The organism is Streptomyces sp. NPDC029044, from assembly GCF_040637495.1.
Lineage (GTDB): Bacteria > Actinomycetota > Actinomycetes > Streptomycetales > Streptomycetaceae > Streptomyces.
The window spans coordinates 1-26315 of the sequence record NZ_JBEZWN010000085.1 but is presented as its reverse complement, the minus strand read 5'-3'; the positions used below and the strand labels follow the sequence as shown (position 1 = coordinate 26315).

Below are 26315 nucleotides of genomic sequence, written 5' to 3'. Positions count from 1 at the left end.
TTCGTCGAGCAGGTCGTGCCGGCCGTCGACGCCGTGGTCGACCTGCACACCGGCGGCGCCTACGGCGAGATCGCCCCCCTCGTCATCCTCCAGGGCGGCTACGAGAACCTGGCGACGGACCTGGCCCTGGCCGCCGGGCACGAGCTGGTCTGGAAGGGCGGCAAGTGGGGCGGCACGGTCCGCCACCCCGTCCTCGAGGCCGGCAAGCCCGCCATCACCATCGAGTGCGGCGGCGCCACCTACCGCGAGACCAACGTCGAGCACCACATGCACTCGATCCGCAACATCCTGCGCAGCCTCGGCATGATCGACGGCGAGGCGGAGCTGCGGGACAGCTACACGACGGTCTCCGGCACCTTCGCCCGCTCGGCCTCCGGCGGCTTCTTCGTCGCCCGCGCCGAGCCGGGGGAGACCTGCAAGGAAGGCGACCTGATCGCCACCATCACCGACCACTACGGCACCACGCTGGAAGAGGTCACCGCGCCGCAGGACGGCATCGTGCTCTGGGTCCGCCGGATCCGCACGGTCCGCCCGGGCGACGAGGTCGTCATCTTCGGCGAGGTGCTGGGGGAGATCCAGCCATGAGCGACGAACCGCAGCTGACCGGAATGCAGCTGACCGAGCTGCTGATCGACGGCAAGCACCTCCCCGCCGCCGACGGACGCTCCTTCACCGTGCTCGACCCGTCGAACGACACGGCGATCGCCCAGGTGGCGCTGGCCGGCAAGGCGGACGTGGACCAGGCGGTGGCAGCAGCGCGCGCGGCCTTCACCGCTCCCGAATGGGCCGGGATGCGTGCCGCCGACCGGGGCCGCATCCTGTACCGGATCGCGGAGGCCATCCGCGACCAGGGCGAACGTCTGGCCCGCCTGGAGAGCCAGGACGTCGGCAAGCCGCTGCGCCAGGCTAAGGCGGACGTCGAAGCGGCCGCCCGCTACTTCGAGTTCTACGCGGGCGTCGCCGACAAGCTCGGCGGCTCGACGGTCCCGCTCGGCCCCGGCCTGCTCGACTACACCGTCCGCGAGCCGATCGGCGTCTCCGGCCACATCATCCCGTTCAACTACCCGATGCAGAACACCGCCAGGGGCTCCGCCCCGGCGCTGGCCGCGGGCTGCACGGTGGTGCTCAAGCCGTCTCCCGAGGCGCCGCTGACCCCGCTGGAGATCGGCAGGATCGCCCTGGAGTGCGGTCTCCCGCCGGGCGTTCTCAACGTCGTCCCCGGTGACGGCGAGACCGGCGCGGCCCTCGCCGGCCACCCGGACATCGACCAGGTCACCTTCACCGGCTCGGTGCCCACCGGCATCAAGGTCGCCCAGGCGGCCGCCGCCAACGTGGTGCCGTCGGTCACGGAACTGGGCGGCAAGTCCCCGGTCGTCGTCTTCGCCGACGCCGACTTCGACGCGGCCCTCGGCGCGGTCGCCGCCTCCGCGTTCGGCAACGCGGGGCAGACCTGCTCCGCCGGCACCCGGCTGCTGCTCCAGCGCGGCGCCGAGGAGTTCCTGGACAAGCTCGTCGCGCACGCCGCCTCGCTCCGCATCGGCCCCGGTCTCAGCGACCCGGACGTCGGCCCTCTCGTCGCCGCACGCCAGCGGGACCGGGTCCTCGGCTACCTGGAACTGGCCCGCGAGGAAGGCGCCGTGGCACGAGCCGGCGGAGGCGCCCCCGCCGACCCCGAACTGGCCGACGGGTACTACGTCCAGCCGACCGTCCTCACCGGACTGGACAACCAAGCCCGTTGTGCCCGCGAGGAGATCTTCGGCCCCGTCGTCACGGTCATCGAGTTCGACGACGCGGACGAGGCACTGGAGATCGCCAACGACAGCCCGTACGGCCTGGCCTCGTACGTGTGGACCCGCGACATCGACAAGGCGATGCGGCTGGCCGAGGGCATCCGTGCCGGTCAGGTCTATGTCAACGCCACGGGCGTCGGCACCGGCGTCGAGCTTCCCTTCGGCGGTTACAAGCACAGTGGCTGGGGCCGGGAGAAGGGCCTCGAAGGCCTGGCCAGCTACCTGCAGACCAAGAACGTCTGCATCGGTTTCGGGAACCGGTCATGAGATACCGCCCGCTCGGAGAGCGCGGCCCCACCGTCTCGGTGGTCGGCGTGGGCGGCAACAACTTCGGCGCCCGCCTCGACGAGGACGGCACGAAGGCCGTCGTCCACGCCGCGCTCGACGCCGGGATCACCCTGTTCGACACCGCCGACATGTACGGCGGGTCCGGCGAACGGGGCGGTTCCCGCGGCGACGGTGAACGGCTCCTCGGTGCCGCGCTCAAGGGCAGCCGTGACCACGTGGTGCTGGCCACCAAGTTCGGCATGGAGATGAGCCGGGAGGCCGACCTGTACGGTCCGCGTGGATCCCGCGCCTACATGCGCTATGCGGTGGAGGCCTCACTGCGCCGGCTCGGCACCGACCGGATCGACCTGTACCAGTACCACGAACCGGACGGCGTCACGCCGCTGGAGGAGACGGTCGCCGCGCTCCAGGAGCTGGTCCACGAGGGCAAGATCCGGTACATCGGCTGCTCCAACCTCCCGGCCGAGCAGGTCACGGACGCCTTCGTGTCCACCCAGGACCGCTACCACCTGCTCGACCGCGGCGTGGAGCAGGACCTGATCCCGGCCTGCCTGCGCCACGGCGTCGGCCTGCTGCCGTACTACCCGCTGGCCAACGGCCTGCTCAGTGGCAAGTACCGGCGAGGTGCGGAGCCTCCGCCCGGCAGCAGGCTGTCCTGGCGGCAGGGCTGGCTCACCGATGCGGCCCTCGACAAGGTCGAGGCGCTCACCGCCTACGGCGCCGAACGCGGCCTCACCCTCCTCCAGGTGGCGATCGGCGCGCTGGCGGCCCTGCCTGCCGTCGGCTCCGTCATCTGCGGCGCCATGACTCCGCACCAGGTCACCGCCAACGCCGCGGCGGCCGACTGGATACCGAGCCCGGCCGACCTGGCCGTGCTCGACGCGATCGTCGCCCCCGGCGAACGCGTCGTCTGAAGCCCCACCCCTGTTGAGAGAACCGCGAGAGCAAGGCTGGACACCATGCGAGAGATCGTCACCTTCGACGCCTACGCCACCCTGATCAACTTCGAACTCGGTCCCACCACCCTGAAGGTCCTGGAGGACCGGCTCGACCTGGACAACCTGGATGTCGACGAGTTCCTCGACGACTTCCGCGTCATGCGCTTCCAGGCCGTCCTGGAGGCCTACCGCCCCTACCACGAGGTCCTGCACTCCAGCCTGCGCAACGCCATGCGCCTGCACGGCCTGGAGTACCGGGAGACCGACGGCGAGGCCCTCGTGGACGCCGTCCCCACCTTCGGCCCCTGGCCGGAGGTCCCGGACGCCCTGCGGAAGCTGAAGACCAAGTACGAGATCGCCATCATCTCCAACTCCGACGACAACCTGATCGCGCGGAACGTCGAGAACATCGGCGTCGAGTTCGACTACGTCATCACCGCCCAGCAGGCCGGTGCCTACAAGCCGGACCGCCAGACGTTCAAGCACGCCTTCCGGACCATGGGTGTCGAGTCGTCGCAGGTCATCCACGTCGCACAGGGCTGGGAGTACGACCACATCCCGACCCGCGACCTGGGCCTGAAGCGCCGGGTGTGGATCAACCGCTACGGCCGCAAGGGCAGCGCCGACTACCAGCCCTACGACGAGCTGCCCGACCTGTCGGGCCTGCCGAAGCTCCTCGGCTGCTGACCGACGGCGCAACAGGCGAAACAGACCGAGAACACAGAGGACGCACGCCATGAAGCAGATCCCCTACTGGATGGACACAGCCCCCGCCCTGCCCGACCGTTCCGGGAAGGACCTGCCCGACGAGGCGGATGTGGTGGTGATCGGCGGCGGCCTCACCGGGCTGTCCACCGCCTACCACGCCGCTCGCAAGGGTGCCCGGGTCGTCCTCGTCGAGAAGGACCAGGTCGGTTCGGGCGCCTCCGGGCGCAACGGCAGCCACTGCAACCCCGGCATCACCATCAGCCCGGCCCAGGCCCGCCAGCGCTACGGGCAGGAGCGCGCCCGCGAGCTCTACGACGCGTTCCGCGACGCTGTGGACCTCGTCGAGGAGATCGCGGCCAAGGAGAACATCGACTGCGACTTCCACCGTGCCGGACGCCTCGGTTTGGTCTGCAAGCCCAAGCACCTCGAGGGCATGCACGCCAAGCAGCGCGACCTGGCCGAGAACTTCGGCCACGAGACGGTCGTCCTGAGCAAGAGCGAGCTGCGCGCCGAGCTGGGCTCGGATCACTACCACGGCGCCCTGCTCGACCCGCTCGGCGCGGCCCTGCACGTGGGCAAGTTCGTCGTCGGCCTGGCGGACGCCGCCGAGCGTGCCGGCGCCGAGATCCACGAGCGCAACGCCGCCACCGGCCTCACCCGCCTCCCCGGCGGCGGCTTCGTGGTGGAGACGATGCACGGCACCATTCGCGCCAAGCAGGTCATGGCGGCGACGGACGCCTACACCGACCAGTCGTTGCCGTGGTTCCGCAAGCGGCTGATCAACGTCGGCAGCTTCATCATCGTCACCGAGCCGCTGGGGGAGGCGCGCGCCAAGGAGCTCATCCCCAACGGCCGCCTGCTGGTCGCCCACAAGAACGTCGGCAACTACATCCGTCTCACCCCCGACAACCGCCTCGCCTTCGGCGGCCGGGCCCGCTTCGCCCCGTCCAACCCGGCGTCCGACGTCAAGAGCGGTGACATCCTCAAGCGGGAGATGACGGAGATCTTCCCGCAGCTGGCGGGGGTGCGCATCGACTACGTGTGGGGCGGCATGGTCGGCTTCTCCTGGGACCGCATCCCGCACGCGGGCGAGGTGAACGGCCTGTACTACTCGATGGGCTACTGCGGTCACGGCGTGCAGATGGGCACGTACATGGGCCGCGCGGTCGCCGAGATGATGGACGGCAATCCGGAGGCCAACCCGATGCGCGGCTTCGGCTTCCCGAAGGTGCCCGTCCCCTTCTACAACGGCACTCCCTGGTTCCTGCCGTTCGGCGGCGCCTACTACAAGGCGAAGGATCGCCTGCTCTGAGCAGGTAGACACCGGTGTCCCATGGGGGCCTTCCGTGCAGCGGTGCGGAAGGCCCCCACCCCTGCCTCCCGAGAGAGGGCCCCAGTCCATGACCGCCGCCACCCGTATCGAGCACGATCTGCTGGGCGACCGTGACGTTCCCGCCGAGGCGTACTGGGGTGTGCACACCCTGCGCGCGACGGAGAACTTCCCGATCACGGGTATGCCGATCTCGGCCTACCCGCATTTGATCGACGCGCTCGCCGCGGTCAAGGAGGCCGCCGCTCTCGCCAACGAGGAGCTCGGTCTGCTGGAGCCGGCGAAAGCTGCCGCGATCGTCGCGGCGTGCCGTGAGATCCGCTCCGGCAAGCTGCACGAGCAGTTCGTCGTCGACGTCGTCCAGGGCGGGGCGGGGACGTCGACCAACATGAACGCCAACGAGGTGGTGGCGAACCGGGCGTTGGAGCTGCTGGGCCACGCCAAGGGCGAGTACCAGTACCTGCACCCCAATGAGGACGTCAACCTCGGTCAGTCCACCAACGACGTGTATCCGACGGCCGTCAAGGTAGCGACGGTGTTCGCGGTGCACGGGTTGCTCAGAGCGATGGCGGTCCTCCAGGACGCGTTCGCGGCCAAGGCCGTGGAGTTCCGCGCCGTGCTCAAGATGGGCCGCACCCAGCTCCAGGACGCCGTGCCCATGACGCTCGGTCAAGAGTTCTCCGCGTACGCCGTCATGATCGATGAGGACCGCAGCCGGCTCGCGGAAGCGGTGGAGTTGATCCATGAGATCAACCTGGGCGCCACGGCCATCGGCACCGGTCTCAACGCCCCCGCCGGGTACGCCGAGGCGGCCCGTCGTCATCTCGCTGCCATCACCGGGCTGCCGTTGGTGACGGCGGCCAACCTGGTCGAGGCGACCCAGGACTGCGGGGCGTTCGTTCAGATGTCCGGCGTCCTCAAGCGCATCGCGGTCAAGCTGTCCAAGAGCTGCAACGATCTGCGGCTGCTGTCCTCCGGTCCGCGTGCCGGGCTGAACGAGATCAATCTGCCGCCGGTGCAGGCCGGTTCGTCGATCATGCCGGGCAAGGTCAACCCGGTGATCCCCGAGGTCGTCAACCAGGTGGCCTTCGAGGTGATCGGCAACGACGTCACCATCACCATGGCCGCCGAGGCCGGGCAGCTCCAGCTCAACGCCTTCGAGCCGATCATCCTGCACTCCCTGTCGGAGTCCATCACGCATCTGCGTGCGGCGTGCCTGACCCTGGCCGAGCGCTGCGTGTCCGGCATCACCGCCAACACCGAGGCGCTGCGCGCGAGCGTGGAGAACTCCATCGGTCTGGTCACCGCCCTCAACCCGCACATCGGCTACACGGCCGCGACCGATATCGCCAAGGAGGCCCTGGCCACCGGCCGGGGCGTGGCCGAACTCGTCCTGGAGAAGGGCCTGCTCCCCGCCGAGACCCTCGCCGCCCTGCTGCGCCCCGAGGTCCTGGCGGGCAGCGGCCAGGCCCCGGCCTGACCCGCACGAGCGCACCGGGACCGGCGGAGGGACAATGACGATCATGACGTCGCCGACGACCTTCCAGCCGGTCCTGGAGCGCATCGCCGAGGAGATCGAGCGGACCCCCGGCCGCGGCCGGCCCGCCGACTACATCCCGGCGCTCGCCGCCCGCGATGCGCGCAGCTTCGGCATGGCCGTCGCCGAGCCGGACGGCACGGTGTACGGGGTGGGGGACTGGCGGGAGCCGTTCTCCGCCCAGTCCCTCACCAAGGTCTTCACCCTCGCCCTCGACCTGGCCCGTGAGGGCGACGTCCTGTGGGAGCACGTGGGCCGCGAGCCCTCCGGCAACCCCTTCAACTCCCTCGTCCAGCTGGAGTACGAGAACGGCATCCCGCGCAACCCGTTCATCAACGCGGGCGCCCTCGTCGTCACCGACCGGCTGCACACCCGTACCGGGGACGCCTCGGGCGAACTGCTGGCGTTCCTGCGGGCCGAGAGCGGCAACCCCGACCTGGGCTTCGACCAGGAGGTCGCCGCCTCCGAGACCGCCCACGGCGACCGCAACGCCGCGCTCGGCCACTTCATGGCGTCCTACGGCAATATCGACAACCCCGTGCCGACGCTCCTGGAACAGTATTTCCGGCAGTGCTCGATCGCCGCGTCCTGCGCCGACCTGGCGCTCGCCACGAGCTTCCTCGCCCGGCACGGCATCCGCGCCGACGGCACCCGCCTGCTCACCCGCAGCCAGGCCAAGCAGATCAACGCGATCATGCTGACCTGCGGCACCTACGACGCCGCGGGCGACTTCGCGTACCGCGTGGGCCTGCCCGGCAAGAGCGGGGTCGGCGGCGGCATCATCGCGGTCGTGCCCGGCCGCTGCACCCTGTGCGTGTGGAGCCCGGGCCTCGACGAGCGGGGCAACTCGGTGGCGGGCGTGGCGGCGCTCGACCGCTTCACGACCCTGACCGGCCTGTCGGTCTTCTGACCGCCGATCGCACCCGGGTCGCCGTCGCGGCAGGGCCGTCGGCGCGGGGGCACACGCCTCGGCCGGTGATCACCGGCCGGTCACACGCGGGCTGCCGACCGGAGACGGAAGCGTCCCCTCCCGGTCATGCGCCGTTGACACGCTGCCCGAGTGTTGGCCATGGCTTTCCCCGTCGATCTCCGCCGCTGCCAGGTACTCGGACTGGCCGGTACAGCCTGCCTCGCCCTGGGCGGTGAGACAGCAGGCGCCCTGCCCGTGGCGGACCTCCTCCATCCGGCGTCCGCAGGCGCCGCCCTCGGCCTGGTCGGCGTGTACTTCGGCGTCGTCCTGCTGATCGCGGCCTGGCTGCTGCTGGGCCGGCTGGTCCGCGGGCCGAGACCACCCGCTCCCCGTGCCCTGCTGCTCAGCCTCGCCGTCTGGGCGGCTCCGCTGCTGATCGCCCCGCCGCTGTTCAGCCGCGACGTCTACAGCTACCTCGCCCAGGGGGCGATGGTCGAGGCGCACATGGACGTGTACGCGCACGGACCCTCCCGGCTCGGTGGCCCGCTCGCCGACGAGGTCGCCCCGCTCTGGCGGCACACCGGTGCCCCGTACGGCCCGGTGTTCCTCGCCGTCGCGGCGGCCCTGTCCGGTCTGACCCGCGGTGAACTGCCCGCCGGACTGCTCGGGATGCGGCTCGTCGCCCTCGCCGGCGTGGCCCTGATGGCGGCCGCGCTGCCCCGACTCGCCCGCCACAGCGGCGCCGACCCGTGCACCGCGCTGTGGCTCGGCGCCCTCAACCCGCTGGTCCTGCTGCACCTGGTGGCAGGCGCCCACAACGACGCCGTCATGCTCGGCCTGCTCGGCATCGGCCTGCTGGCGGCGCTCGGCCGGTGGCCGGTCCTCGGTGCGGTCCTCGTCACGCTCGCCGCCCTGGTCAAAGCGCCCGCCGTGCTCGGTCTGGCAGCCGTCGTCGTCCTCCAGGTCCGCGCCGGCCGCAGCCCGGTGCGGGCCCTGGTGCCGACCACTGTCGCAGCCGCCGCGACCACGGTCGCCGCGACGGCCGTGGCCGGCACCGGCTACGGCTGGGTCGGCGCCCTGAACACCCCCGCCTCGCCCCAGAACTGGGCCCTGACCACCCTCCTGGGGCGCGCCACCCGGGCCCTGCTGGAGCACCTGGGCAGTAGCCTCGCGCCGCTGGCGGTCCCCGCCTGGCACGCCCTGGGCATCGTGGCCGCGGTGACCGTGATCGGGCTGATCTGGCTGCGGCTGCGCCCCCGGCCCGTGTACGCGCTCGGCCTGTCCCTGGCGACGGTGGCCGCGCTCGGCCCGGCGATCCGCCCCTGGTACGCCCTGTGGGGCCTGTTCCTCATCGCCGCCGCCGCACCCACCACCTCCGTACGCCACCGCACGGCGGCGGTGACCGGCGTGCTCGCGCTGTGCGTCCTGCCCAGCGGCGGCCCGGCGGACACGGGACAACTCGTGCTCGCCCTCTCCGGCGGGGCACTGGCGGTCGTCGTGCTGTGGCAGGCCCGTCAGGCCGACCTCGCCCCGGTGCCGGGAAGCGCGGCATGACCCCGGCCCTGCCGCGCACCGACCGGGGCCGGCTGCTGCTGGTGCTCGCCCTCGCCACGCTGGTGACGCTCTTCACCGCGACCGTGCCGCTGCTGCGCGACTGGTTCGACCTGCGCGTCTACTACGGCAGCATCGACTCCTGGGTCCACCACGGCGGCCGTGTCTACGACTACCGGGTGCCCGGCACGCCCTACGGGTTCACCTACCCGCCGTTCGCCGCCGTCGCCATGCTGCCCATGGCCCTGCTGGGTCTGCACGCCGCGATCGCCGTCGCCCTGCTGCTCGATCTGGCCGCCTTGGTCGTGGTCCTGCGCCTGCTCGCCGGACCGGACTGGCGGCGCCACGGCTGGTACGGCTGGGCCCTGACCGCCTGTCTGCTCGCCCTGTTCGAACCACTCCGCGACACCTTCAGCTTCGGGCAGGTCAACCTCCTGCTGCTGGCGCTGGTGCTCGCCGACGCGACGCTGCTCGCCACCGGACGCGGACGCCTGGCGGGCATCGGCATCGGGCTAGCGGCCGCGATCAAGCTCACGCCCGCACTGTTCATCGGTCTGCTGCTGGTGGCCGGACGCCGGCGCGCGGCGGCAGTCGCCACCGCCGTCGCGCTCGGGGCCACGGCCCTCGCGGCCGGGGTGGATCCGGATGCGTCGCGCTTCTACTGGACCGAGGCGCTCTGGGACACCGACCGCGTGGGGCGCCTCGGTTACGTCTCGAACCAGTCCGTGCAAGGCGTCCTGGCGCGGCTCGGTGAACCCGACCGCGCGGTGTGGGCGGTGGCCGTCCTGCTGGTCCTCGGTGTGTGGGCGCTGCGGACACGCCGGGCGGCCGCAGCGGGGGACTGGACGGCCGCGTTCGCCCTGACCGGCCTCGCCGCCTGCCTCGTCAGCCCGGTCACCTGGGTGCACCATCTCGTCTGGCTGCTCCCGTCGTTCGCCGTGCTGGTCCGCGCGGGGCGTCCCCGGGTGGCGGGCGCCCTGTACGGGGTGCTGTGCACGAGCGTGGTGTGGCTGTGGTTCGACGACGCGTCCGGCGTCGACGGGTTCCTGGGCAGCAACACCTATACCTGGATCACCCTGGGGCTGCTGCTGTGGCTGCCGGCCGGTCAGCTCCGGCCGGGCCTGCGGACCGGAAGCCGCAGCACCAGCACCACGACCGCCGCGCCCGTACCGACGGCGCCCACGATCAGCCCCGCCTCCGTCCAGACGGACCCCTGCTCCGCCTGGACCGCCGCAGCGACCGCGGGCGGTGTCGTCACCGGCCGCGCGGTCGCCGGCGGCGCGCCGAGCGAGCCCACCGCCTCGACCCTCCCGGTCGATCCGAAGCCCCAGTCCAGCAGCGAGCGCGCCTCCTCGTACACGGCGGACCCGCCCCCCTCCTGAGGGTTCATCACCGTGACGACCAGGGTGCGCCCGTCGCGCCGCGCCGCCGCGACGAGCGTGCTGCCGGCCTTGCTGGTGTAGCCGTTCTTGATCCCGATCAGCCCCCGGTAGGGCTTCACGCCCTTGGCGCCGCTGAGCAGCCGGTTGGTGTTGAGGATGGGGTACGACCAGTTGCCGCCACCGGGGAACTTGGCCTCGACGGTGGCGCAGTACCGCGCGAAGTCGGGGTTGCGCAGCCCCACCCGGCCGAACACGGCCAGGTCGTACGCCGACGACACCTGGCCCGGTGCGTCGTAGCCGTCGGGCGACACCACGCGGGTGTCATGGGCGCCGAGGGACCGGGCCTTGGCCTGCATCCGTTCGGCCGTGAGCCGCCAGCCGCCGTTGAGCTCGGCCAGGACGTGCACGGCGTCGTTGCCCGAGTTGAGGAAGACACCACGCCACAGGTCGGCGATCCGGTACGTACGGCCCTCGGCGACCCCGACCAGGCTGCTGCCGGCCCCGATGCCCTTCAGCTCCCGTGCGCGGACGGTGTGCCGGACGCCCGCGGGCAGCCCGGGCAGCACGGTGAGGGCGAACAGGGTCTTCAGGGTGCTGGCCGGGGGCAGCCTGCGGTGCGCGTTGCGCGCGGCGAGCACCTCACCGGTGCGGGCGTCGGCCACCACCCAGGACAGCGCGGAGACCTTCGGGACACGGGACGCCCCGGCGCGCAGGCGGACCTGGGTGCCGGGACGGTACAGCAGGGAGGGGTGCGGTGCCGCGGCCCTCGGCCCGCCAGGCGGGGTGGGCTCCGCCCCGCCGGGGTCGGCCGCCGCTGCGGGCGTCAGCGCCAGGAGCCCCGCGAGGCAGAGCACACCCGCCGACACGGTCACCCGAGAAGAGAATCCGATGATCATACGAGCAACGTAGAAACGGACCTGCTCCGCACGGCGACGACGGGGCCGCGCACCGCGCTCCGGCACCCGAATGGCTGAGCCTCTGCGCGTCAGTCCGAGGGCAGGGTCGGCTGGATGCGCCGCAGGAACGTCGCGTTGTCCGGTGTCTCGCGCATCCGCTCCAGGAGGGTCTCCAGCGCGCCCTGCCCGTCCCGGCCCTGCAGCACGCGCCGCAGACCGTGGACGGCCGCCAATTCGGCCGGGGGCAGCAGGAATTCCTCGCGGCGGGTGCCCGAGGGGACGATGTCGACGGCCGGGAACACCCGGCGGGACGCCGGGTCCCGGCTCAGGCGCAGCTCCATGTTGCCGGTGCTCTTCAGCTCCTCGAAGTAGAAGTTGTCGGCCCGGGAGCCGGTCTCCACCAGGGCGGTCGCGAGGATCGTGAGGGAACCGCCCTCCTCGGTCGACCGGGCGGCCCCGAAGAACCGCTTCGGGCCGGTCAGCGCGGAGGCGTCGACGCCCCCGGTGAGAATGCGGCCACCGGAAGCGGCCGCGTTGTTGTGCGCCCGACACAGCCGGGTCAGCGAGTCGAGGAGGATGACGACGTCCTCGCCGGCCTCGACGCGCCGCTTGGCGCGCTCGATCACGAGGTCGGCGAGCGCGATGTGCTGCTTGGCGCTGCGGTCGAACGTCGAGGCGTACACCTCGCCCCGCACGCAGCGCCGCATGTCGGTGACCTCCTCGGGCCGCTCGTCGAGCAGCAGCATCATCAGCCGGCACTCGGGATGGTTGCCGGTGACGGCGGCCGCGAGCTGCTGGAGGAGGACGGTCTTGCCGGTCTTGGGCGGGGCCACGATGAGTCCGCGCTGGCCCTTGCCGACCGGGGCGATCAGGTCGACGACGCGTCCGGCCAGCCCGGCCGCCGGGTGCTCCAGCCGCAGCCGCTCGTGCGGATGCAGCGGCGTCAGCTCCCGGAAGACGCGCCGGGCGCGCGGGCTCCCGGCCGTGCGGCCGGCGACCCGTACGACGTCGGTGAGGGCGCGCCGGTCGCCCAGTAGGCCCTCGACGAGATCGCCCTTGCGCAGCCCGTACCGGCGGATCAGCGCGGGGGAGACGGCGGCGTCGGCGGGCGTCGGCAGGCAGTCCTCACCGCGCAGGTACCCCTTCCCGCTCGCGTCGACGTCGAGGACACCGGACACGGTCCGGTGCGGGGACCGCTGTTGTGCGGGTGGGTTTTCGAGTGTGGTGGTCATGGTGGTGTGTGTCCTTTCACGGACGGCAGGCGTGGGTCGTGCGAGGGGAGAGGGAGAGGGCCGCGAGGGGAGGGCCTGGGGCACGCTTCCGGGCGGCGGAGAGACAGCACCTCGGATACGACGGGAGACCGTCGTGGTGCTGGAAGGAGCAAAAGAGAGAGAAGAACTGGCACCGGCGCCCGCAAAGAGGGGCGTGCACGAGTGCTCTTCGCATTGTACCACCGAAGGAGGTGGGCGGGGCAGTGTTACCTCAGCGCGTGGCCAGCAGCCCGTACAGCAAGGGGATGCGCGGCTCGGGCAGCCGCCACCAGCCGGACTCCGTACGGACCATCTGCGGCCAGCGCGGCCAGGGAAGTTCGTCACCTTCCCGCAGCCGCCGCACGGCGAGTCCCGCCCCGGTCAACGCGGTGAGGACCTCGCCCATTCCGTGCATCCACTCATAAATGTCCGTGGCGCCCTCGACGGCCGGCCCGTCCGTGTAGGTGTGGGTCCCGTCGCGGTGCACCGGGCCGGCGCCGCCCAGGTAGTCGTGGCGCAGGAGCAGCTCGGGTCCCTCGCCCGGAGCGGGCTTCGGCCCGAGCGAGTTGAGCAGGGGGTGGAACTCGACGACGGACAACCGGCCGCCGGGACGCAGGAGTCGGTGAACGGTCTCCGCCCAACGCTCCAGGTCCGGGAGGTAGCACAGGGCACCCTTGCCGGTGTACACGACGTCGAACCGCCGCCCGCCCAGGGCCTCGACGGCGTCGTACACGTTCGCCCGGACGTACCCCACGTCGACGCCGGCGTTCGCAGCGATGTCCTGGGCGGCGTCGACGGACGCCGCGGAGAAGTCGAGGCCGACGGCCCGGGCGCCGCGCCGTGCGAAGGCGATCGTCTCCGTGCCGAGATGGCACTGGAGGTGCAGCACGTCACGCCCGGCCAGCTCGCCGAGGTCCTCCCATTCGAACGGGGCGAACCAGCGCTCGGGGTCGAGGCCCTCGTCGAGACCGTAGAACCGGCTGGCGAGATGGACGGGCGTACGGGCGTCCCAGTTCGCCTGGTTGGCCCGCATCAGCCGGTCGTGCTCGGCGGACGTCATGAGGACATCCAACCGTGAAGAGCCCGCGGGCGCCGGGAGAACGCGGGAAACGGATCGGTGGACGTGTCGCTCAGACCGAGCGGGCGCGCGCCTCCTCGGCGATCCGCTCGAACTGCTCGCCCATGGCCGCCGCGAGGGCCTGCGCCCCCGACAACGGGCGCACCATCACCGTGAATTCGTCGATGAGCCCGTTCTCGTCGACGTGGATGAAGTCGCAGCCGTTGATCTCCCGGTCACCCACGCGCGCGGTGAAGACCAGGGCGTGGTCGCGGCCGTTCACATCGTTGATCTCACGCACGTAGCGGAAATCCTGGAAGACACCGGAGACGGCGCGCAGGATCGCGCCCGTGATCGCCTTCCCGGCGTACGGCTTGAACACGACCGGGCTGGTGAAGACCACGTCGGGCGCCAGCAGCGCCTCGGCGGCGTCGAGGTCGAGCTTCTCGACGGCCTCTCGGAATGCACGCATCGAATCCGCCTTAGTCAATTTGTTGAGTAGGTGCGGAGTAGATTAGTCATCCGTTGATACGGTGTCCACATGTCTCTGAAGTACGCCGTCCTCGCCGCGCTCCTGGAGGGCGAGGCGTCGGGGTACGAGCTGTCGAAGGTCTTCGACGTGTCGCTGGCCAACTTCTGGGCCTCGACCCCGCAGCAGCTCTACCGGGAACTGGAGCGCCTCGCGCAGGACGGACTGATCGAGGCCAGGGTGGTGCGCCAGGAACGGCGGCCCGACAAACGCATGTTCACGCTGACCGAGGCCGGACGGGAGGACCTGCGCACGTTCGCCGCGACACCGCCCCGGCGTCCCACCGCCATCCGTGACGAACTCCTCATCAAGATCCAGGCGATGGACGGTGCTGATCCCGGGGCGACCCGCGCGCTGGTCGAGGAGCGCGCCACGTGGGCCCGCGGCAAGCTCGCCCGGTACCGGCGCGTGCGCGAGCGCCTCCTGGCCGGCCGCAGCGAGGAGGAGTACCTGAGGGAGGCCGACCGCGTCGGTCCGTACCTCACCCTGATGGGAGGCATCGGCTTCGAGGAGGAGAACCTCCGCTGGTGCGAGCGCGTGCTCACCGTCCTGAAGCAGCAAAGCGCCCTGGAAGGGGTTCCTGACACATCACCTCGGCACCGCGCCCTAGGCTGAGCCGATGTTCAGCCCCGAAGGCCCCAGCCTGCGCGAGCTCGCCGTCCAGGCGCTGTCGTCCGTCGAGCGCGGCTACGACCTCCTCGCGCCGAAGTTCGACCACACGCCCTTCCGGACACCCGACGCGGTCCTCGACGCCGTCGGCTCGCTGCTGCGGCGGACCGGGCCCTACGACGCCGGACTCGACCTGTGCTGCGGCACCGGAGCGGGGGTCGGGGTCCTGGCGCAGGTGTGCCGCGAGCGGGTCATCGGCGTCGACTTCAGCGCGGGCATGCTCGACGTGGCACGGCAGCAGGCCGGGCCGGCGGGCCCGCCGGTCTCCTGGGTCCGGGCCGACGCCCGTGCCCTGCCCTTCGCGCCCGCCTTCGACCTGGTGGTGAGCCTCGGGGCCTTCGGGCACTTCCTGCCCCGCGAACTGCCCGGGCTGTTCGCGCAGGTCAGGTCCGTCCTGCGGCCGGGCGGCTGCTTCGCGTTCCCGCTGGTCGCGCCGCCCCGCCCGGGCTCGCCGGGCTACTGGACGCTGCTCGGCTTCGACGCCGTGATGCGGGTGCGCAACGCGCTGTGGCGGCCTCCGTTCGTCATGTACTACCGCTCGTTCCGCCTGGGAGAGGTGCGGCGCGGACTCACGGAGGCCGGCTTCCGGGTGGAGCTCCACGCGCTGCCCGAGTTCGGGCGGCGACCGGACGGCAGCCCCCGGGTACGGCTCGTCCTGGCCCGGCTGCCGGCCTAGGGCCTGGTCCCGGCGTGCGCGTCAGCCGCGCAGGAAGTTCAGCAGATCGTCGTTGAATGCCTTCTCGAAGTCGCCGACCAGGCCGTGCGGCGCGCCCGGGTACACCTTCAGCGTCGCGTCCTTGACGAGCTGGGAGGTCCGGTGGGCCGAGGCGGCGATCGGCACGATCTGGTCGTCGTCCCCGTGCGCGACGAGCGTCGGCACGTCGATGCGCCCGAGGTCCTCGGTGAAGTCGGTCTCCGAGAACTGCGCGACGCAGTCGTAGGCGCCCTTCAGCCCCGCCTGCATGCTCCACAGCCAGAACGCCCGCCGCACGCCCTCCGACACGGCGGCGCCGGGCCGGTTGAAGCCGTAGAAGCTCTCGCTCAGGTCCCAGTAGAACTGCGAGCGGTCCGCCGCGACGCCGGCCCGGATGCCGTCGAAGACCTCCTTCGGCGTGCCCTCCGGATCGGCTTCCGTCCGCAGCATCAGCGGCGGCACCGCGCCCAGCAGCACCACCTTGGCGACCCGTGCGGTCCCGTGCCGCCCGATGTAGCGGGCCACCTCGCCGCCGCCGGTCGAATGCCCCACCAGGACCGTGTCGCCGAGGTCCAGCGCCTCGATCAGCTCGGCCAGGTCGTCGGCGTAGCGGTCCATGTGATTGCCCTGCCAGGGCTGTCCGGAGCGGCCGTGCCCGCGGCGGTCGTGCGCGATCGCCCGGAAGCCGTGCTCGGCGACCAGCCGGGCCTGTCCGTCCCACGCGTCCGCGTTGAGGGGCCAGCCGTGACTGAACACCACAGGCTGCCCCTCGCCCCAGTCCTTGTAGTAGAGCTCGGTTCCGTCGGAGGTGGTGAACGTGGCCATGGGGATCCTCTCGAAAGTCGCCCGGGGGTAGCCGTGCGGGGAAGCCGTGCCGTGTTCCGATGATCTCCGTCATCCCCCGTGACCGGCGTCGGCAGTCCGCCGAACGGGTGACCGACGCCTGTCCGCCGTGGCCGGTACCGCTCGGCCCGGCAGTGTGAACTCGTAGACCAGGGCGTCCCGTTGGGCGTCCACCACGAGATCGGTGATCTCCAGCGGGCGCTCGTACTGGTCGTGCACCCGTCGCGTGACCCGTACCGACGGCGTGCTCGCGAGAGGGGTGATGGCATCGCGGTGGTGCAGGGTCAGACCGGCCCGGCGCATCCAGTCATAGGCCCGCCGCAGCTGCGCGGCGGCGGTGCCGTCGGCGCGGTCGCGGTAGCGCGCCAGCTCCTCCACCTCCGCGAGCGCCACGGCGGAGAACGAGGTCACGGCGGTCCGCAGGCCCTGTCCGTCGGCGGTCGCGCACCGGTAGCGGTGGACCAGGGTCGGGCGGCCGGGTGCCAGCTCCAGAGCCTCGGCGTGGTCCGCCGGGGGCGGCTCCCAGGTGACCGTGGCGCGGGCGACGCCGTCCGGCGCCGAGCGGGCCCCGACCGGAAAGGTGAGCGACGCCGGGGCCTCGACCGGCAGGCCGGGCAGGGTGGCGTGACTGCCGCGCCGGTCGGTGGCGACGAGGCCGTCGCGGCGCAGCAGCTCCAGGGCCTGCCGTACGGTCTCCCGGCTGACCCCGAAGTGACCGGCCAACCGCCTCTCCCCGGGCAGCCGTTCACCGGGCGGGACGATGCCGTCGCGCAGTTCGCAGAGCAACTCCGTCGCGATGCGGCGGTACAGCGGCTCTCCCTCGGTCGACGGGGGGTCGTGCGGGGTGGTGCGGGCCATGCCGCCCCTCCTGTGGGTGACGTTCGGTAGCCGTTCGGGCTCGGTGCGCCACCACATCTAGCATTGGTCTAAACCAGTTGGGAAGGGTGGCCGGGCGGTTCGGCCGAAACCGGCCCGCCCGCAGCCGCCCCTACAGCGCGCTGTACAAGGCGTGGACCAACGCCGTCTTGCGCGGGTCGTTGGCGATCCGCGACCCCATCCGGTTCATCACATAGCCCAGGGACACTCCCGCCTCCGGGTCGGCGAGTCCGCAGGAGCCGCCGAAGCCGTCGTGTCCGAAAGCCCGCGGGTTGGGTCCGTACGAGCCGTCGGGGCCGCTGAGCCAGAGCCCGAGACCGACCTCCGTCTCGTGCTCGAACCCGGCGCCGAGCACCAGGTCCCGGCAGCTGCCCTGCCCCTCGCGCACCCGCTCGGCCGCCTCAGGGGACAGGATGCGACGGCCCCCGTACGAGCCGCGCCCCGCGAAGACGCCGTACAGCCCGGCGACGGCACGCGCGGTGCCGTGCCCGTTCGCCGCGGGGATCTCCGCGGCCCGCCAGCCGGGGGTCCCGGCCGCGGCGGCGGACACCACCGGGTTGGTCAGCGCCGCGACGGCCGCGGGCGCCAACTGCGCGAACACGGCCGCCTGTTCACTGCTCGCCGCGACCGCCGGCTGGACCGGTTCGGCCGCCCTGCCGGAGTCCCGCTCGGGCAGGCCGATGCGGAAGTCGATGCCGAGCGGCCCCGTCACCTCCCGCGCCAGGAAGGCCCCCGGCCGCAGCCCCGACACCCGCCGTACGACCTCGCCGACCAGGTGGCCGTAGGTCAGCGCGTGATAACCGGACCGGGTGCCCGGCTCCCACCAGGGCTCGGCCGCCGCGAGCCGCTGCGTGGTCAGCTCCCAGTCGTAGAGCTGCTCCAGCGTGTGCGGCTCGCGCAGGCCGGCCAGGCCGGCCCGGTGGGACAGCAGGTGCCGGACGAGGACCTTCTCCTTGCCGGCCGCCGCGAACTCGGGCCAGTACACGGCCACCGGCGCGTCCAGGTCCAGCAGACCCCGGTCGGCGAGGATGTGCGCGCACAACGCCACCGGCCCCTTGGTCGTGGACCACACGTTGACCAGCGTGTCCCGCTCCCAGGGGCGGGAGCGGGCCGCGTCCGCCCAGCCACCCCACAGGTCCACCACGGTCTCGCCGTCGACGGTGACGGCCACCGCGGCGCCCAGTTCGCCCCGCTCCCGGAAGTTCTCCTCGAACGCCGTGCGTACCGCCGCGAAGCGCGCGTCGCAGTGACCGTGCACCTGTATCCCGTTCCCGGACATGAGCCCCCTCGCCGACCGTCTCCGGCCCGGGCCGCCGCGTCGTGGCCCGGGCGCGATGAACGTACCGACTGGTCGGAGCGGGGTGGAAGCCCGTCGGGGGTGAACGGCCGGATCAGATGTACGAGCGCATCCAGCGCAACTTGAGCGCCTGCTGGAACGGACCGCCGCCCTCGTGGTCGTTGAAGTCGTAGACCTCGATCGCCTTGTCCTCGTGGCTCCACGCGTTGAACGCCGCGAAGACGGTCGAGGGCGGACAGGTCTGGTCCTCCAGGGCGGCGGAGAAGAGCGCCGGTGCCCTGCCGCGGGCGGCGAAGTGCACGCCGTCGAAGTAGGACACCGTACGCAGGGCGTCCTCGGTGCGGCCGCGGTGCGTCCTGAGGTAGAGGCCGATCTCCCGGTACGGGTGCCGGTCCGTGATCGTCGCCGCGCGCGGGAAGTCGCACAGGAACGGCACGTCCGGCGCGATGCCCGCCAGGTCCGGGACCAGGCCGCCGACCGCGATCGTGATGCCGCCGCCCTGGCTGGAACCGACGGCCACCGTGCGCGCCGGGTCGGTCAGGGGGTGCGAGCGGGCCGCCTCCACGGCCCGCACGGCGTCCGTGTAGACCCGGCGGTAGTAGTAGTGCTCCGGGGCTTCTATGCCACGCGTCATGAAACCGGGGTAGGCGGGCGCACCGCCCACCGGGTCCGCCGTGCCGCCGCCCCCGCCCCAGGCGCTGCCCTGCCCGCGGGTGTCCATCACGAAGTGCGCCCGGCCCGAGGACGCCCACAGCAGGTGCTCGTGGGGCAGCCCGCGCCCGCCGCCGTAGCCGATGAACTCCACGACCAGCGGCAGCGGGTCCTCCGCCCCGGCCGGGAGCGTCAGCCAGCCCTTGACCGGATGACCGCCGAAACCGGCGAACGTAACGTCGAACACCTGCACGGTGGACAGGCCCGTGTCGACCGGTTCGAAGCGGGCGTCCAGGTCGTACCCCCGCGCCTCCTGGAGGGTCTTGGACCAGAACGCGTCGAAGTCCTCGGGTTCGGTGGCCGCGCTGCGGTACTCGCGGAGTTCGTCGAGCGGAAGGTCGAACAGGGCCATGTAGGACCGCCTTGGATGAGGAGCAGCTACGAGGGCAGTGCGGATGATCACACTACGTGGGGGGTCGGAGGGCTGACCAGGGTGCTGTTCCGGCCTGCCGCCGGGGCACCGGCCGCCGGCGCCGAAGGCCGCCGCCCGCGTCTCACGCGTCGCGGCGCGTCCACTGCGGTTCCGTACGGGCCCATGCCCGGTCCCACTCCGCCAGCCGGTGGCGCAGCGCCACCCGGCGCACGAGGAAGTGGCCGAAGAGCACCACGAGCACCGCACCGCCCGCGGCGCAGGTACCGATGGTGAGGGTGTGCTGCCAGACCGCCGCTCCGTCCACCGGCGGCAGCACGTTGTGGCCCCGGTCGTCGAACCAGACGTCCACGGTCTCGCCCTGCCGGGTGTTCGCAGGAACCCGGGCCGTCGCGGTGCGCGTGCCCTCGCCCGGCTCGGTCCAGCGCACGATCGCCCGGTAGGCGTGCTGCCCGCCCGCCTGCACCGAGGGCAGCGAGTCGTCGTCCCTGTCGATCACCTCGGCCCGGACGAGGTGCCGCTCGGCCCGCTGTTCGGCGGAGACCGACCTCGCCTCGCCGTGGGCCCACCGGGCGGCGGCCGTTCCGGCCAGCGGCGCGCCCACGAGGACGAGGACGGCGACCACCAGGACCGTCCACGCTTCCACGACATCCGACCGGCGCCGCAGCGGACTGCTCCGCCAGCGCCAGCCGCGCACCCGTGTTCGCACGTACACCTCCTCGCCGTCACCCCGCGGCCGGAGGCCCGGACCGGCCGTGCGCCGCCGCTCCCTCCGCATCACGCCACGCGTGCGAGTTCCCTCACGGACGGAGTACCCCCTTCGGCGCCCGCCGATCGCCCCGGTTCGTGGGCACGGCGGAGCGGCCCGCGGTGGCGCTCCGGCTGGGTGCCCGGCGCGACCGCGGCAAAACACCGGGGTCAGCCGAAACGCTCGATGCGGATCCGGTCCACCGGCTGACCGGCCGTCACGAGCAGCCGGGAGGCATGCTCGGCGAAGGAGTTGGAGCCGCACACATAGGCCTCCCACCCACCGGCAGGCTGCTCGGCCAGGAGCGGCGCCACATGTGCGGCCGCCATACGTCCTACCGCCACACCTTCCGGCGCGCTCCGGGTGAAGACGGCCGTCGTCTCCGCGCCCAACTCCCGGGCATAGACCAGCTCCTCGGGGCTGCGCGCGGACACCACCAGCCGCAGCGGCACGGTCAGGTTCCGGGCCCGGTGGTGCCGGATCATCGACATCAGAGGTACGACGCCGGAGCCGGCCCCGATGAGCAGCGCGGGCCGGTCGCCCGGCCAGGCGAAGAAGCCGCTCACCGGCCCCCGCACCTCGACCCGGTCGCCGGGCCGGGCGACGGTGTGGAACCAGCCCGACACCTCGCCGCCCTCGACATGGTCCAGGGTCAGTTCGATCTGCCCGGAGCCGTCCGGCGCGGAAGCGATCGAGTAGTGCCGCTGGGCCGCGTAACCGTCCTCGGCGGTCAGCCGCACCATCAGGTGCTGGCCGGGCAGGTGTCCCGGCCAGCCGGGCACCGCGAGCCGGAAGGTGGTCACCCGCGGCGTCTCGCGGCGGATCCCGGTGATGGTGGCGGTCTGCCACTCGGACGCGGCCTGCTCGCTCACGGCGATGCGCCCGGGCACGGCGAACCGCGTGGGGGGCACGAAGGCCTCAGTCACCGGAGTACCTCTGCTCCTCCCACGGGTTGCCCCGCTCGTGGTAGCCGTTCTTCTCCCAGAAGCCCGGCTCGTCGTGGTCGAGGATCCGCAGGCCCGCGATCCACTTGGCGCTCTTCCAGAAGTACAGGTGCGGCACCAGCAGCCGTGCCGGGCCGCCGTGCTCGGGGGCGAGGGGCTGTCCGTCGTACTCCCAGGCGATCCAGGCGCGTCCGCCGGTCAGGTCGGCGAGCGGGAGGTTCGCGGTGTAGCCGGTGTGCGAGTAGGCGACGGCATGGGTGGCCGACGCATCGGGCCGGGCCACGTCCAGGAACGCGTCCAGGGACACGCCCGCGAAGCGCACCCCGAACTTCGACCAGCTCGTCACACAGTGGATGGCGCCCTCGTACGCCGACGGCGGCAGCCGGTGCGCCTCCTCCCAGCCCCAGGTGCGGGGCTCGGCCACCAGGCCGTCGACGCGGAACGTCCAGTCGGCGGGCGCCAGCTCGGGAGTGACCTCGGCGGACAGCACGGGCCAGTCGTCGCCCGCGTCGTACTGGCCGGGCGGCAGACCGGGGTCGGCGACGCGCGGTCGCCCGGTGAAGCCTCGGGTGATGTGCATGCGGTGGTGCCTCCGGGCCGGGCCGGCGGTGCCCCGCCGGACCGGTGTGCTCGGTGTTTGCGCCCTCAACCGTACGTGCAGGGTGTCCCGCCCCCGCCGGCCGGGACCGGCCTACGCGTTGTAGCGCACGAGGTACTCCGCGAACCGCTCCAGGTCCTCCGCCGACCAGCCGGCCAGGCGCTCCCGGAAGGCCGCCCGGCGGCTCTCGGTGACCTGGGCGAGGATGTCCCGCCCGGACCGCGTCAGGTGCAGGACCTGGACGCGCTGGTCCGCCGGGTCGGGGCGGCGCTCGATGAGGCCGGCGCGCTCCAGCCCCGCCACCTGGCGGCTGACGGTGGACTTGTCCAGGGCGTAGTGGGCGGCCAGGTCGGTCGCCCGGCATCCGCCGCTCTCCTCCAGGTGCCCCAGCAGCGTGTACGACACCAGCGACAGCTCGGGGTGCATCCGGCCCGCCGCGGCCCGGGCGCGGCGGGCGAAGACCGTCATCTCCCGCTGGATGGTCTCCACGGCGTCGGCGCTGTGCACGGGACCTCCCTCACCACGGTGCTGCACGGCTCCTCCCATGGTTGCACAACCCAACCAGTTGACCGGGCGGTGTCACGCTCGCCGTCCGGGGCGGCCGGTCCGTCGGGTAGGGTTGCCGTCCGGCCGGGGAGGACCCGGCCGTCGGAAGCCGAGGAGGTGAGACCCATTACCGCTGTGTCAGCTCGGGTGCTCACCTCTCGACGTCGCGCGGATCGCCGGTCGTAGGCGATCGCCGGAGCGCCCTTCGGTTCCCGAAAGGCTCTGGGCTTCCATGCCGTCTGTGTCTTCCTCCGTTCCCCCTTCCACACCGCCGTCCCGTGACGCGGTCGTCACCGCCCTGCGCACCGCCGGGTGCGTCTTCGCCGAGGACGAGGCCGAGTTGATCCTCGCGACCGCGCGCACCCCGGCCGAGGCCGCCACCATGGTCGAGCGCCGTGTCGCCGGTCTGCCGCTCGAACTCGTCGTCGGCTGGGCCGAGTTTTGGGGACTGCGCATCGCCGTCGCCTCCGGTGTCTTCGTGCCGCGCCGGCGCACCGAGTTCCTGGTGGAGCAGGCCCTCAAGCGGGCGCCCGAGGCCGCTGTCGTCGTGGACCTGTGCTGCGGCTCGGGCGCCGTGGGAGCGGCGCTGGCCGCCTCGCTCGGCGAGGTCGAACTGCACGCCGCCGACATCGACCCGGCCGCCGTGCGGTGCGCCCGCGGCAACGTCGCCGCCGCCGGCGGCCGGGTCCACCAGGGCGATCTGTTCGAGGCACTGCCCGTCGCGCTGCGCGGCCGCGTCGGCATCCTCGCGGCCAACGTGCCGTACGTGCCGAGCGACGAGATCGGCCTGCTGCCGCAGGAGGCCCGCGACCACGAACCGCTGGTGGCCCTCGACGGCGGCACGGACGGCCTCGACGTGCTGCGCAGGGTCGCGGCCGAGGCGCCCCGCTGGCTCGCCCCCGGCGGCTGCGTCCTGGTGGAGACGAGCCGGCACCAGGCTCCGGCCGCCGTCGAGGCCTTCGCGCGCACCGGTCTGGCGGCACGGCTGGCGGTGTCGGAGGAGCGGTACGCCCACGTGGTGATCGGCGTCAGGCCGTAGGGCCCGAAAGCCCTCGGTCCGGCGGGGTCGCCCGCGCGATGAGCAGCGCCACGTCGTCGAAGTTGTCCGGCTCGTGCAGGGTGCGCAGCAGCAGGTCGCACACCTCTTCCAGCGGCCGGTCGGGCCCGTCGAGCAGGGACAGCAGGGTGTCGAGCCGTTCGTCGAGCGGGTCGCGCCGGGTCTCGACGAGGCCGTCGGTGTAGAACACCAGCCGGTCGCCGGGTTCGAGGTCGACGGTGGTGGTGGAGAAGGCGACGCCGCCCACGCCGAGCGGCACGCCGGTCGGCAGGTCGAGCAGCTCCGGGGGCAGACCCGGCCGGACGCGCACCGGCGGCAGATGCCCGGCGTTGGCGATCCGGCACTGCCGCAGATGCGGGTCGTGAACGGCGTAGACGCAGGTGGCGATGGTCTGTTCCAAGCCCGCGGTGATCTTGTCGAGGTGCTCCAGGAGCACGTTCGGGTCGAGGTCGAGGGATGCGAGGGTGTTGGTCGCCGTGCGCAGCCGCCCCATGGCCGCCGCCGCGGGGATGCCGCTGCCCATCACGTCGCCCACGACGAGCGCCGTCTTCCCGGCGTCCAGCGGGATCACGTCGAACCAGTCGCCGCCGACCTCGCTCGTGGCCCCGGCCGGCTGGTAGCGGGAGGCGACCTCCAGCCCGCCCGTGACCGGCGGATGGCTGGGCAGCAGGCTGCGCTGAAGGGTGAGCGCGGTCTCGCGGGCGCTCTGGTACCAGCGGGCGTTGTCGATCTGCACGGCGGCCCGGGCGGCCAGCTCGCGCGCCAGCAAGAGGTCGTCCTCGCTGAACGGCAGCGGGTTGCGGGTGCGCTTGAGGTCCAGGGCCCCCAGCACCTCACCGCGCGCGATCAGCGGAACCGCGAGATACGAGTGCACCCCCGCCCGGCCCAGCAGCTCCGCCGCCTCGGAGGAACGGGCGATGCGGTCCAGGTCCTCGTCCTTGACCTCCGGCAGCATCACGGGGCTCGCGGTGCGCACGCACTGGGTGACGAGCCGGTCGGGGGCGTAGCGGGCCACCTGCCCCGGCGGGTCGGCCGCCTCCAGCGCCTCGGCGGAGTCGTACCCCTGCACCGCCAGCGCGCGGATCACGGCCGCCTCGGCGGGGCCGAGGCTGGTGCGCCGGCCCTGCACCACCGCGTCCAGCAGGTCGACGGCCGCGATGTCGGCCAGCTCCGGCACCGCCACCTCGGCCAGCTCGCCGGCCGTGCGGTCCAGGTCCAGGGTGGTGCCGATCCGGCCCGAGGCGTCGGCGATCAGGGCCAGCCGCCGGCGGGCCGCCTCGGCCTCGATGCCCGCCCGGTACTGCTCGGTGACGTCGACGATCGAGACGGCCACGCCCAGCACGGTCCCGAAGGCGTTCTCCAGCCGGTACAGCGAGATCGACCAGGCATGGTCCTGGTGCGGGTCGGCCGGGGTGCGGCCGATCGTGGACTGGTCGACGACCGGTGTGCCCGTCTCCAGAACGCGGCGCGTCGCACTCTCCAGGGCGTCGACGTCCATCCGGGGCACCACTTCCCGGGGCGTGCGGCCCAGGTGCTCCTCGGCCGGTACGCCGTTGATCTCCTCCAGCGCCCCGTTGACCGAGACGTACCGCAGCTCGGTGTCCAGCACGGCCAGCCCGATCGGGGACTGGGCGATCATCCGCGTCGACAGCGCCACGTCCCGCTCCAGCCGGTGCACGGTCGTCTGGTCGGCGCACAGCCCCAGCGCGTAGACCTCGCCCTGGTCGTCCAGCAACCGCATGTTGCGGAACTCCACCAGCCGGGTACCGCCGTCCTTGCGGCGGATCGGGAAGGCCCCCGCCCAGCTCTGCCCGGTGCCCATGACATCGGCGAACAGCTTGACCACGAGGTCGACGTGCTGCTCGTGGACCATGATCCGGGCGGCGTACTGCCCGAGCGCCTCCCGCGCCTCGTACCCGAACAGCTCCTCGGCCTGCGGGCTCCACAGCACGATGCGGCCCTCGGCGTCCAGGACCACGGAGGCCACGCGCAGCACGTCCAGCAGCCCGCTGGGGCGCGCCGACCCGCGCACCGGACCGTCACCCTCGGACTCGGGAGACCCGGCTGCACTCATCCCACGCCCCGCCTTCGCCGTCCTCGCGGCACGCCGTCGTGTGCCGACACCCCATGTTCTACCGCGTGGAGCCGCTTGCCGAAGGCCCCTTCCGTCACCTTCCACCATCTCCCAACACGGCGCGGGCCGCCCCGCAAACCCGTCACCGGAAGCGGGGCACCGCCGGTAGTGCTCGCCGGAAGGTGGTGCTTTGCTGGGGTAGGGGCGGATACGGCATCCGGTGGCCACGAGAGGAGCGATCACGATGGCGATGGACCACGAGCGACCGCACCCCCACTCCGTCTCGGTGGAGATCAGCGGGTGCAGCAAGCACGACGCCCGGATCGTGTTCGACGCACTGTGCTCCTGCTTCGAGTCCGACCGGTGCGCCGACGACGTGCCCGAGGAACTGCACGAGACCCGTCCGACCGTGTGGCTCGGCACCTTCGACGTCGCCGACGAGCACGAGGGCGCCCAGCCGGTCCACCTGTCGTCCTCCGTGGAGGCCGACCTGCACGGCGGCTACTGGGCGATCGAACGGTTCCGCACGACCCTGGACTCGCTGTTCGACGTGCACGACCTGAGCACGGTCTCCGGCGACCAGGAGAAGGAACTCCACGTGCGTCTGCAGAGCCGCTGACCGCCCCTCACCCCGCCGGCAGACCGGGCCGACACCGCACCGGCCCCCTCCCGGCGCGCCCCGCAACGCCCTGACGCCCCGTGCGCGGCGACCCGCGGCCGGC

General features: G+C 72.6%; 25 protein-coding genes and 1 pseudogene. 13 read left to right on the top strand and 13 right to left on the bottom strand.

The genetic code is table 11. The features are described 5' to 3' along the window. The 9 genes from AB0E85_RS36285 to AB0E85_RS36245 all read left to right on the top strand — a co-directional run. Positions 1-585: succinylglutamate desuccinylase/aspartoacylase family protein (locus AB0E85_RS36285; protein ID WP_361936632.1), on the top strand; the 585-nt coding region annotated here is incomplete at its 5' end. Beyond that, complete coding sequence (locus AB0E85_RS36280; RefSeq protein WP_361936630.1) at positions 582-2057, top strand: aldehyde dehydrogenase family protein; 1476 nt, start codon at positions 582-584, stop codon at positions 2055-2057. The genes AB0E85_RS36285 and AB0E85_RS36280, both read left to right, overlap by 4 nt. Further along, positions 2054-2992, top strand: a complete 939-nt coding sequence (locus tag AB0E85_RS36275) for an aldo/keto reductase (protein ID WP_361936628.1) — start codon at positions 2054-2056, stop codon at positions 2990-2992. Before AB0E85_RS36280 ends, AB0E85_RS36275 begins: the two co-directional genes overlap by 4 nt. A 45-nt stretch (positions 2993-3037) precedes the next feature. Further along, on the top strand, positions 3038-3703 hold the full coding sequence (locus AB0E85_RS36270) for a haloacid dehalogenase type II (RefSeq protein ID WP_033314654.1): 666 nt from the start codon (positions 3038-3040) through the stop codon (positions 3701-3703). A gap of 49 nt (positions 3704-3752) precedes the next feature. Continuing rightward, on the top strand, positions 3753-5036 hold the full coding sequence (locus AB0E85_RS36265) for an FAD-binding oxidoreductase (RefSeq protein WP_361936625.1): 1284 nt from the start codon (positions 3753-3755) through the stop codon (positions 5034-5036). Positions 5037-5124: 88 nt separating this feature from the next. Continuing rightward, positions 5125-6534: an aspartate ammonia-lyase gene (gene aspA / locus AB0E85_RS36260; protein WP_361936623.1), complete on the top strand. Its 1410-nt coding sequence runs from the start codon at positions 5125-5127 to the stop codon at positions 6532-6534. 34 nt (positions 6535-6568) lie between these two features. Continuing rightward, on the top strand, positions 6569-7501 hold the full coding sequence (locus AB0E85_RS36255; RefSeq protein ID WP_361936621.1) for a glutaminase: 933 nt from the start codon (positions 6569-6571) through the stop codon (positions 7499-7501). Positions 7502-7660: 159 nt separating this feature from the next. Beyond that, positions 7661-9055 carry a polyprenol phosphomannose-dependent alpha 1,6 mannosyltransferase MptB gene (gene mptB, locus AB0E85_RS36250; protein WP_361936619.1) on the top strand — a complete coding sequence of 465 codons (1395 nt, stop codon included), beginning with the start codon at positions 7661-7663 and terminating at the stop codon, positions 9053-9055. Continuing rightward, complete coding sequence (locus AB0E85_RS36245) at positions 9052-10434, top strand: glycosyltransferase 87 family protein (RefSeq protein ID WP_361936617.1); 1383 nt, start codon at positions 9052-9054, stop codon at positions 10432-10434. Before mptB ends, AB0E85_RS36245 begins: the two co-directional genes overlap by 4 nt. On the opposite strand, the pseudogene AB0E85_RS36240 reads toward AB0E85_RS36245, so the two are convergent. From AB0E85_RS36240 to AB0E85_RS36225, 4 genes and pseudogenes are all read right to left on the bottom strand, one after another. After that, a pseudogene (locus AB0E85_RS36240) lies at positions 10338-11330 on the bottom strand (serine hydrolase); the annotation flags it as partial. The gene AB0E85_RS36245 and the pseudogene AB0E85_RS36240 overlap by 97 nt on opposite strands. A gap of 89 nt (positions 11331-11419) precedes the next feature. Then, positions 11420-12562 (bottom strand): transcription termination factor Rho, encoded by a 1143-nt coding sequence (gene rho / locus AB0E85_RS36235; protein ID WP_361936615.1) that lies wholly within the window; start codon positions 12560-12562, stop codon positions 11420-11422. Between the two features lie 250 nt (positions 12563-12812). Then, positions 12813-13640 (bottom strand): class I SAM-dependent methyltransferase, encoded by an 828-nt coding sequence (locus AB0E85_RS36230; RefSeq protein WP_361936613.1) that lies wholly within the window; start codon positions 13638-13640, stop codon positions 12813-12815. A gap of 70 nt (positions 13641-13710) precedes the next feature. Further along, positions 13711-14109, bottom strand: coding sequence for a nuclear transport factor 2 family protein (locus AB0E85_RS36225; RefSeq protein ID WP_361936611.1), 399 nt, complete (start codon positions 14107-14109; stop codon positions 13711-13713). A gap of 69 nt (positions 14110-14178) precedes the next feature. Here AB0E85_RS36225 and AB0E85_RS36220 point away from each other — a divergent pair, with 69 nt between their 5' ends. Both AB0E85_RS36220 and AB0E85_RS36215 read left to right on the top strand, forming a co-directional pair. After that, on the top strand, positions 14179-14781 hold the full coding sequence (locus tag AB0E85_RS36220) for a PadR family transcriptional regulator (protein ID WP_361936609.1): 603 nt from the start codon (positions 14179-14181) through the stop codon (positions 14779-14781). 4 nt (positions 14782-14785) lie between these two features. Continuing rightward, on the top strand, positions 14786-15511 hold the full coding sequence (locus tag AB0E85_RS36215; protein WP_361936607.1) for a class I SAM-dependent methyltransferase: 726 nt from the start codon (positions 14786-14788) through the stop codon (positions 15509-15511). A 21-nt stretch (positions 15512-15532) separates the two neighbouring features. Here AB0E85_RS36215 and AB0E85_RS36210 read toward each other — a convergent pair whose 3' ends face one another. The 8 genes from AB0E85_RS36210 to AB0E85_RS36175 form a co-directional block, all read right to left on the bottom strand. Then, on the bottom strand, positions 15533-16354 hold the full coding sequence (locus tag AB0E85_RS36210) for an alpha/beta hydrolase (RefSeq protein WP_361936605.1): 822 nt from the start codon (positions 16352-16354) through the stop codon (positions 15533-15535). Positions 16355-16423: 69 nt separating this feature from the next. Beyond that, on the bottom strand, positions 16424-17230 hold the full coding sequence (locus AB0E85_RS36205; RefSeq protein WP_361936603.1) for a GntR family transcriptional regulator: 807 nt from the start codon (positions 17228-17230) through the stop codon (positions 16424-16426). 130 nt (positions 17231-17360) lie between these two features. After that, a complete protein-coding gene (locus AB0E85_RS36200) occupies positions 17361-18527 on the bottom strand; it encodes a serine hydrolase domain-containing protein (RefSeq protein WP_361936601.1) in 1167 nt (388 codons plus the stop codon). 112 nt (positions 18528-18639) lie between these two features. Then, complete coding sequence (locus tag AB0E85_RS36195; protein ID WP_361936599.1) at positions 18640-19608, bottom strand: acetylxylan esterase; 969 nt, start codon at positions 19606-19608, stop codon at positions 18640-18642. A gap of 142 nt (positions 19609-19750) precedes the next feature. Further along, positions 19751-20335, bottom strand: a complete 585-nt coding sequence (locus AB0E85_RS36190) for a hypothetical protein (RefSeq protein ID WP_361936597.1) — start codon at positions 20333-20335, stop codon at positions 19751-19753. Positions 20336-20544: 209 nt separating this feature from the next. Beyond that, entirely contained in the window at positions 20545-21300 is a 756-nt protein-coding gene (locus tag AB0E85_RS36185) for a ferredoxin reductase (protein ID WP_361936595.1), read from the bottom strand. Continuing rightward, positions 21293-21898: a sulfite oxidase-like oxidoreductase gene (locus AB0E85_RS36180; protein ID WP_361936593.1), complete on the bottom strand. Its 606-nt coding sequence runs from the start codon at positions 21896-21898 to the stop codon at positions 21293-21295. Before AB0E85_RS36180 ends, AB0E85_RS36185 begins: the two co-directional genes overlap by 8 nt. A gap of 111 nt (positions 21899-22009) precedes the next feature. Continuing rightward, on the bottom strand, positions 22010-22423 hold the full coding sequence (locus AB0E85_RS36175; protein ID WP_361936590.1) for a MarR family transcriptional regulator: 414 nt from the start codon (positions 22421-22423) through the stop codon (positions 22010-22012). 271 nt (positions 22424-22694) lie between these two features. Between AB0E85_RS36175 and AB0E85_RS36170 the strand changes: the two genes are divergently transcribed. Then, complete coding sequence (locus AB0E85_RS36170) at positions 22695-23501, top strand: putative protein N(5)-glutamine methyltransferase (RefSeq protein ID WP_361936588.1); 807 nt, start codon at positions 22695-22697, stop codon at positions 23499-23501. Here AB0E85_RS36170 and AB0E85_RS36165 read toward each other — a convergent pair. Then, entirely contained in the window at positions 23491-25593 is a 2103-nt protein-coding gene (locus AB0E85_RS36165; protein WP_361936586.1) for a SpoIIE family protein phosphatase, read from the bottom strand. The two genes, AB0E85_RS36170 and AB0E85_RS36165, sit on opposite strands and share 11 nt — an antisense overlap. A gap of 250 nt (positions 25594-25843) precedes the next feature. On the opposite strand from AB0E85_RS36165, the gene AB0E85_RS36160 reads away from it, so the two are divergent. Further along, a complete protein-coding gene (locus AB0E85_RS36160) occupies positions 25844-26212 on the top strand; it encodes a hypothetical protein (protein ID WP_062931277.1) in 369 nt (122 codons plus the stop codon). The last annotated feature ends 103 nt before the right edge of the window (positions 26213-26315 follow it).

Coding starts and splice junctions, on each gene's coding strand:
- AB0E85_RS36215 (WP_361936607.1), top strand. CDS start 14,786: ATGTTCAGCCCCGAAGGCCCCAGCCTGCGCGAGCTCGCCGTCCAGGCG.
- AB0E85_RS36160 (WP_062931277.1), top strand. CDS start 25,844: ATGGACCACGAGCGACCGCACCCCCACTCCGTCTCGGTGGAGATCAGC.
- AB0E85_RS36245 (WP_361936617.1), top strand. CDS start 9,052: ATGACCCCGGCCCTGCCGCGCACCGACCGGGGCCGGCTGCTGCTGGTG.
- AB0E85_RS36220 (WP_361936609.1), top strand. CDS start 14,179: ATGTCTCTGAAGTACGCCGTCCTCGCCGCGCTCCTGGAGGGCGAGGCG.
- rho (WP_361936615.1), bottom strand. CDS start 12,562: ATGACCACCACACTCGAAAACCCACCCGCACAACAGCGGTCCCCGCAC.
- AB0E85_RS36205 (WP_361936603.1), bottom strand. CDS start 17,230: ATGGCCCGCACCACCCCGCACGACCCCCCGTCGACCGAGGGAGAGCCG.
- aspA (WP_361936623.1), top strand. CDS start 5,125: ATGACCGCCGCCACCCGTATCGAGCACGATCTGCTGGGCGACCGTGAC.
- AB0E85_RS36180 (WP_361936593.1), bottom strand. CDS start 21,898: ATGCACATCACCCGAGGCTTCACCGGGCGACCGCGCGTCGCCGACCCC.
- AB0E85_RS36280 (WP_361936630.1), top strand. CDS start 582: ATGAGCGACGAACCGCAGCTGACCGGAATGCAGCTGACCGAGCTGCTG.
- AB0E85_RS36225 (WP_361936611.1), bottom strand. CDS start 14,109: ATGCGTGCATTCCGAGAGGCCGTCGAGAAGCTCGACCTCGACGCCGCC.
- mptB (WP_361936619.1), top strand. CDS start 7,661: ATGGCTTTCCCCGTCGATCTCCGCCGCTGCCAGGTACTCGGACTGGCC.
- AB0E85_RS36255 (WP_361936621.1), top strand. CDS start 6,569: ATGACGATCATGACGTCGCCGACGACCTTCCAGCCGGTCCTGGAGCGC.
- AB0E85_RS36275 (WP_361936628.1), top strand. CDS start 2,054: ATGAGATACCGCCCGCTCGGAGAGCGCGGCCCCACCGTCTCGGTGGTC.
- AB0E85_RS36230 (WP_361936613.1), bottom strand. CDS start 13,640: ATGACGTCCGCCGAGCACGACCGGCTGATGCGGGCCAACCAGGCGAAC.
- AB0E85_RS36165 (WP_361936586.1), bottom strand. CDS start 25,593: ATGAGTGCAGCCGGGTCTCCCGAGTCCGAGGGTGACGGTCCGGTGCGC.
- AB0E85_RS36265 (WP_361936625.1), top strand. CDS start 3,753: ATGAAGCAGATCCCCTACTGGATGGACACAGCCCCCGCCCTGCCCGAC.
- AB0E85_RS36195 (WP_361936599.1), bottom strand. CDS start 19,608: ATGGCCCTGTTCGACCTTCCGCTCGACGAACTCCGCGAGTACCGCAGC.
- AB0E85_RS36170 (WP_361936588.1), top strand. CDS start 22,695: ATGCCGTCTGTGTCTTCCTCCGTTCCCCCTTCCACACCGCCGTCCCGT.
- AB0E85_RS36210 (WP_361936605.1), bottom strand. CDS start 16,354: ATGGCCACGTTCACCACCTCCGACGGAACCGAGCTCTACTACAAGGAC.
- AB0E85_RS36200 (WP_361936601.1), bottom strand. CDS start 18,527: ATGTCCGGGAACGGGATACAGGTGCACGGTCACTGCGACGCGCGCTTC.
- AB0E85_RS36270 (WP_033314654.1), top strand. CDS start 3,038: ATGCGAGAGATCGTCACCTTCGACGCCTACGCCACCCTGATCAACTTC.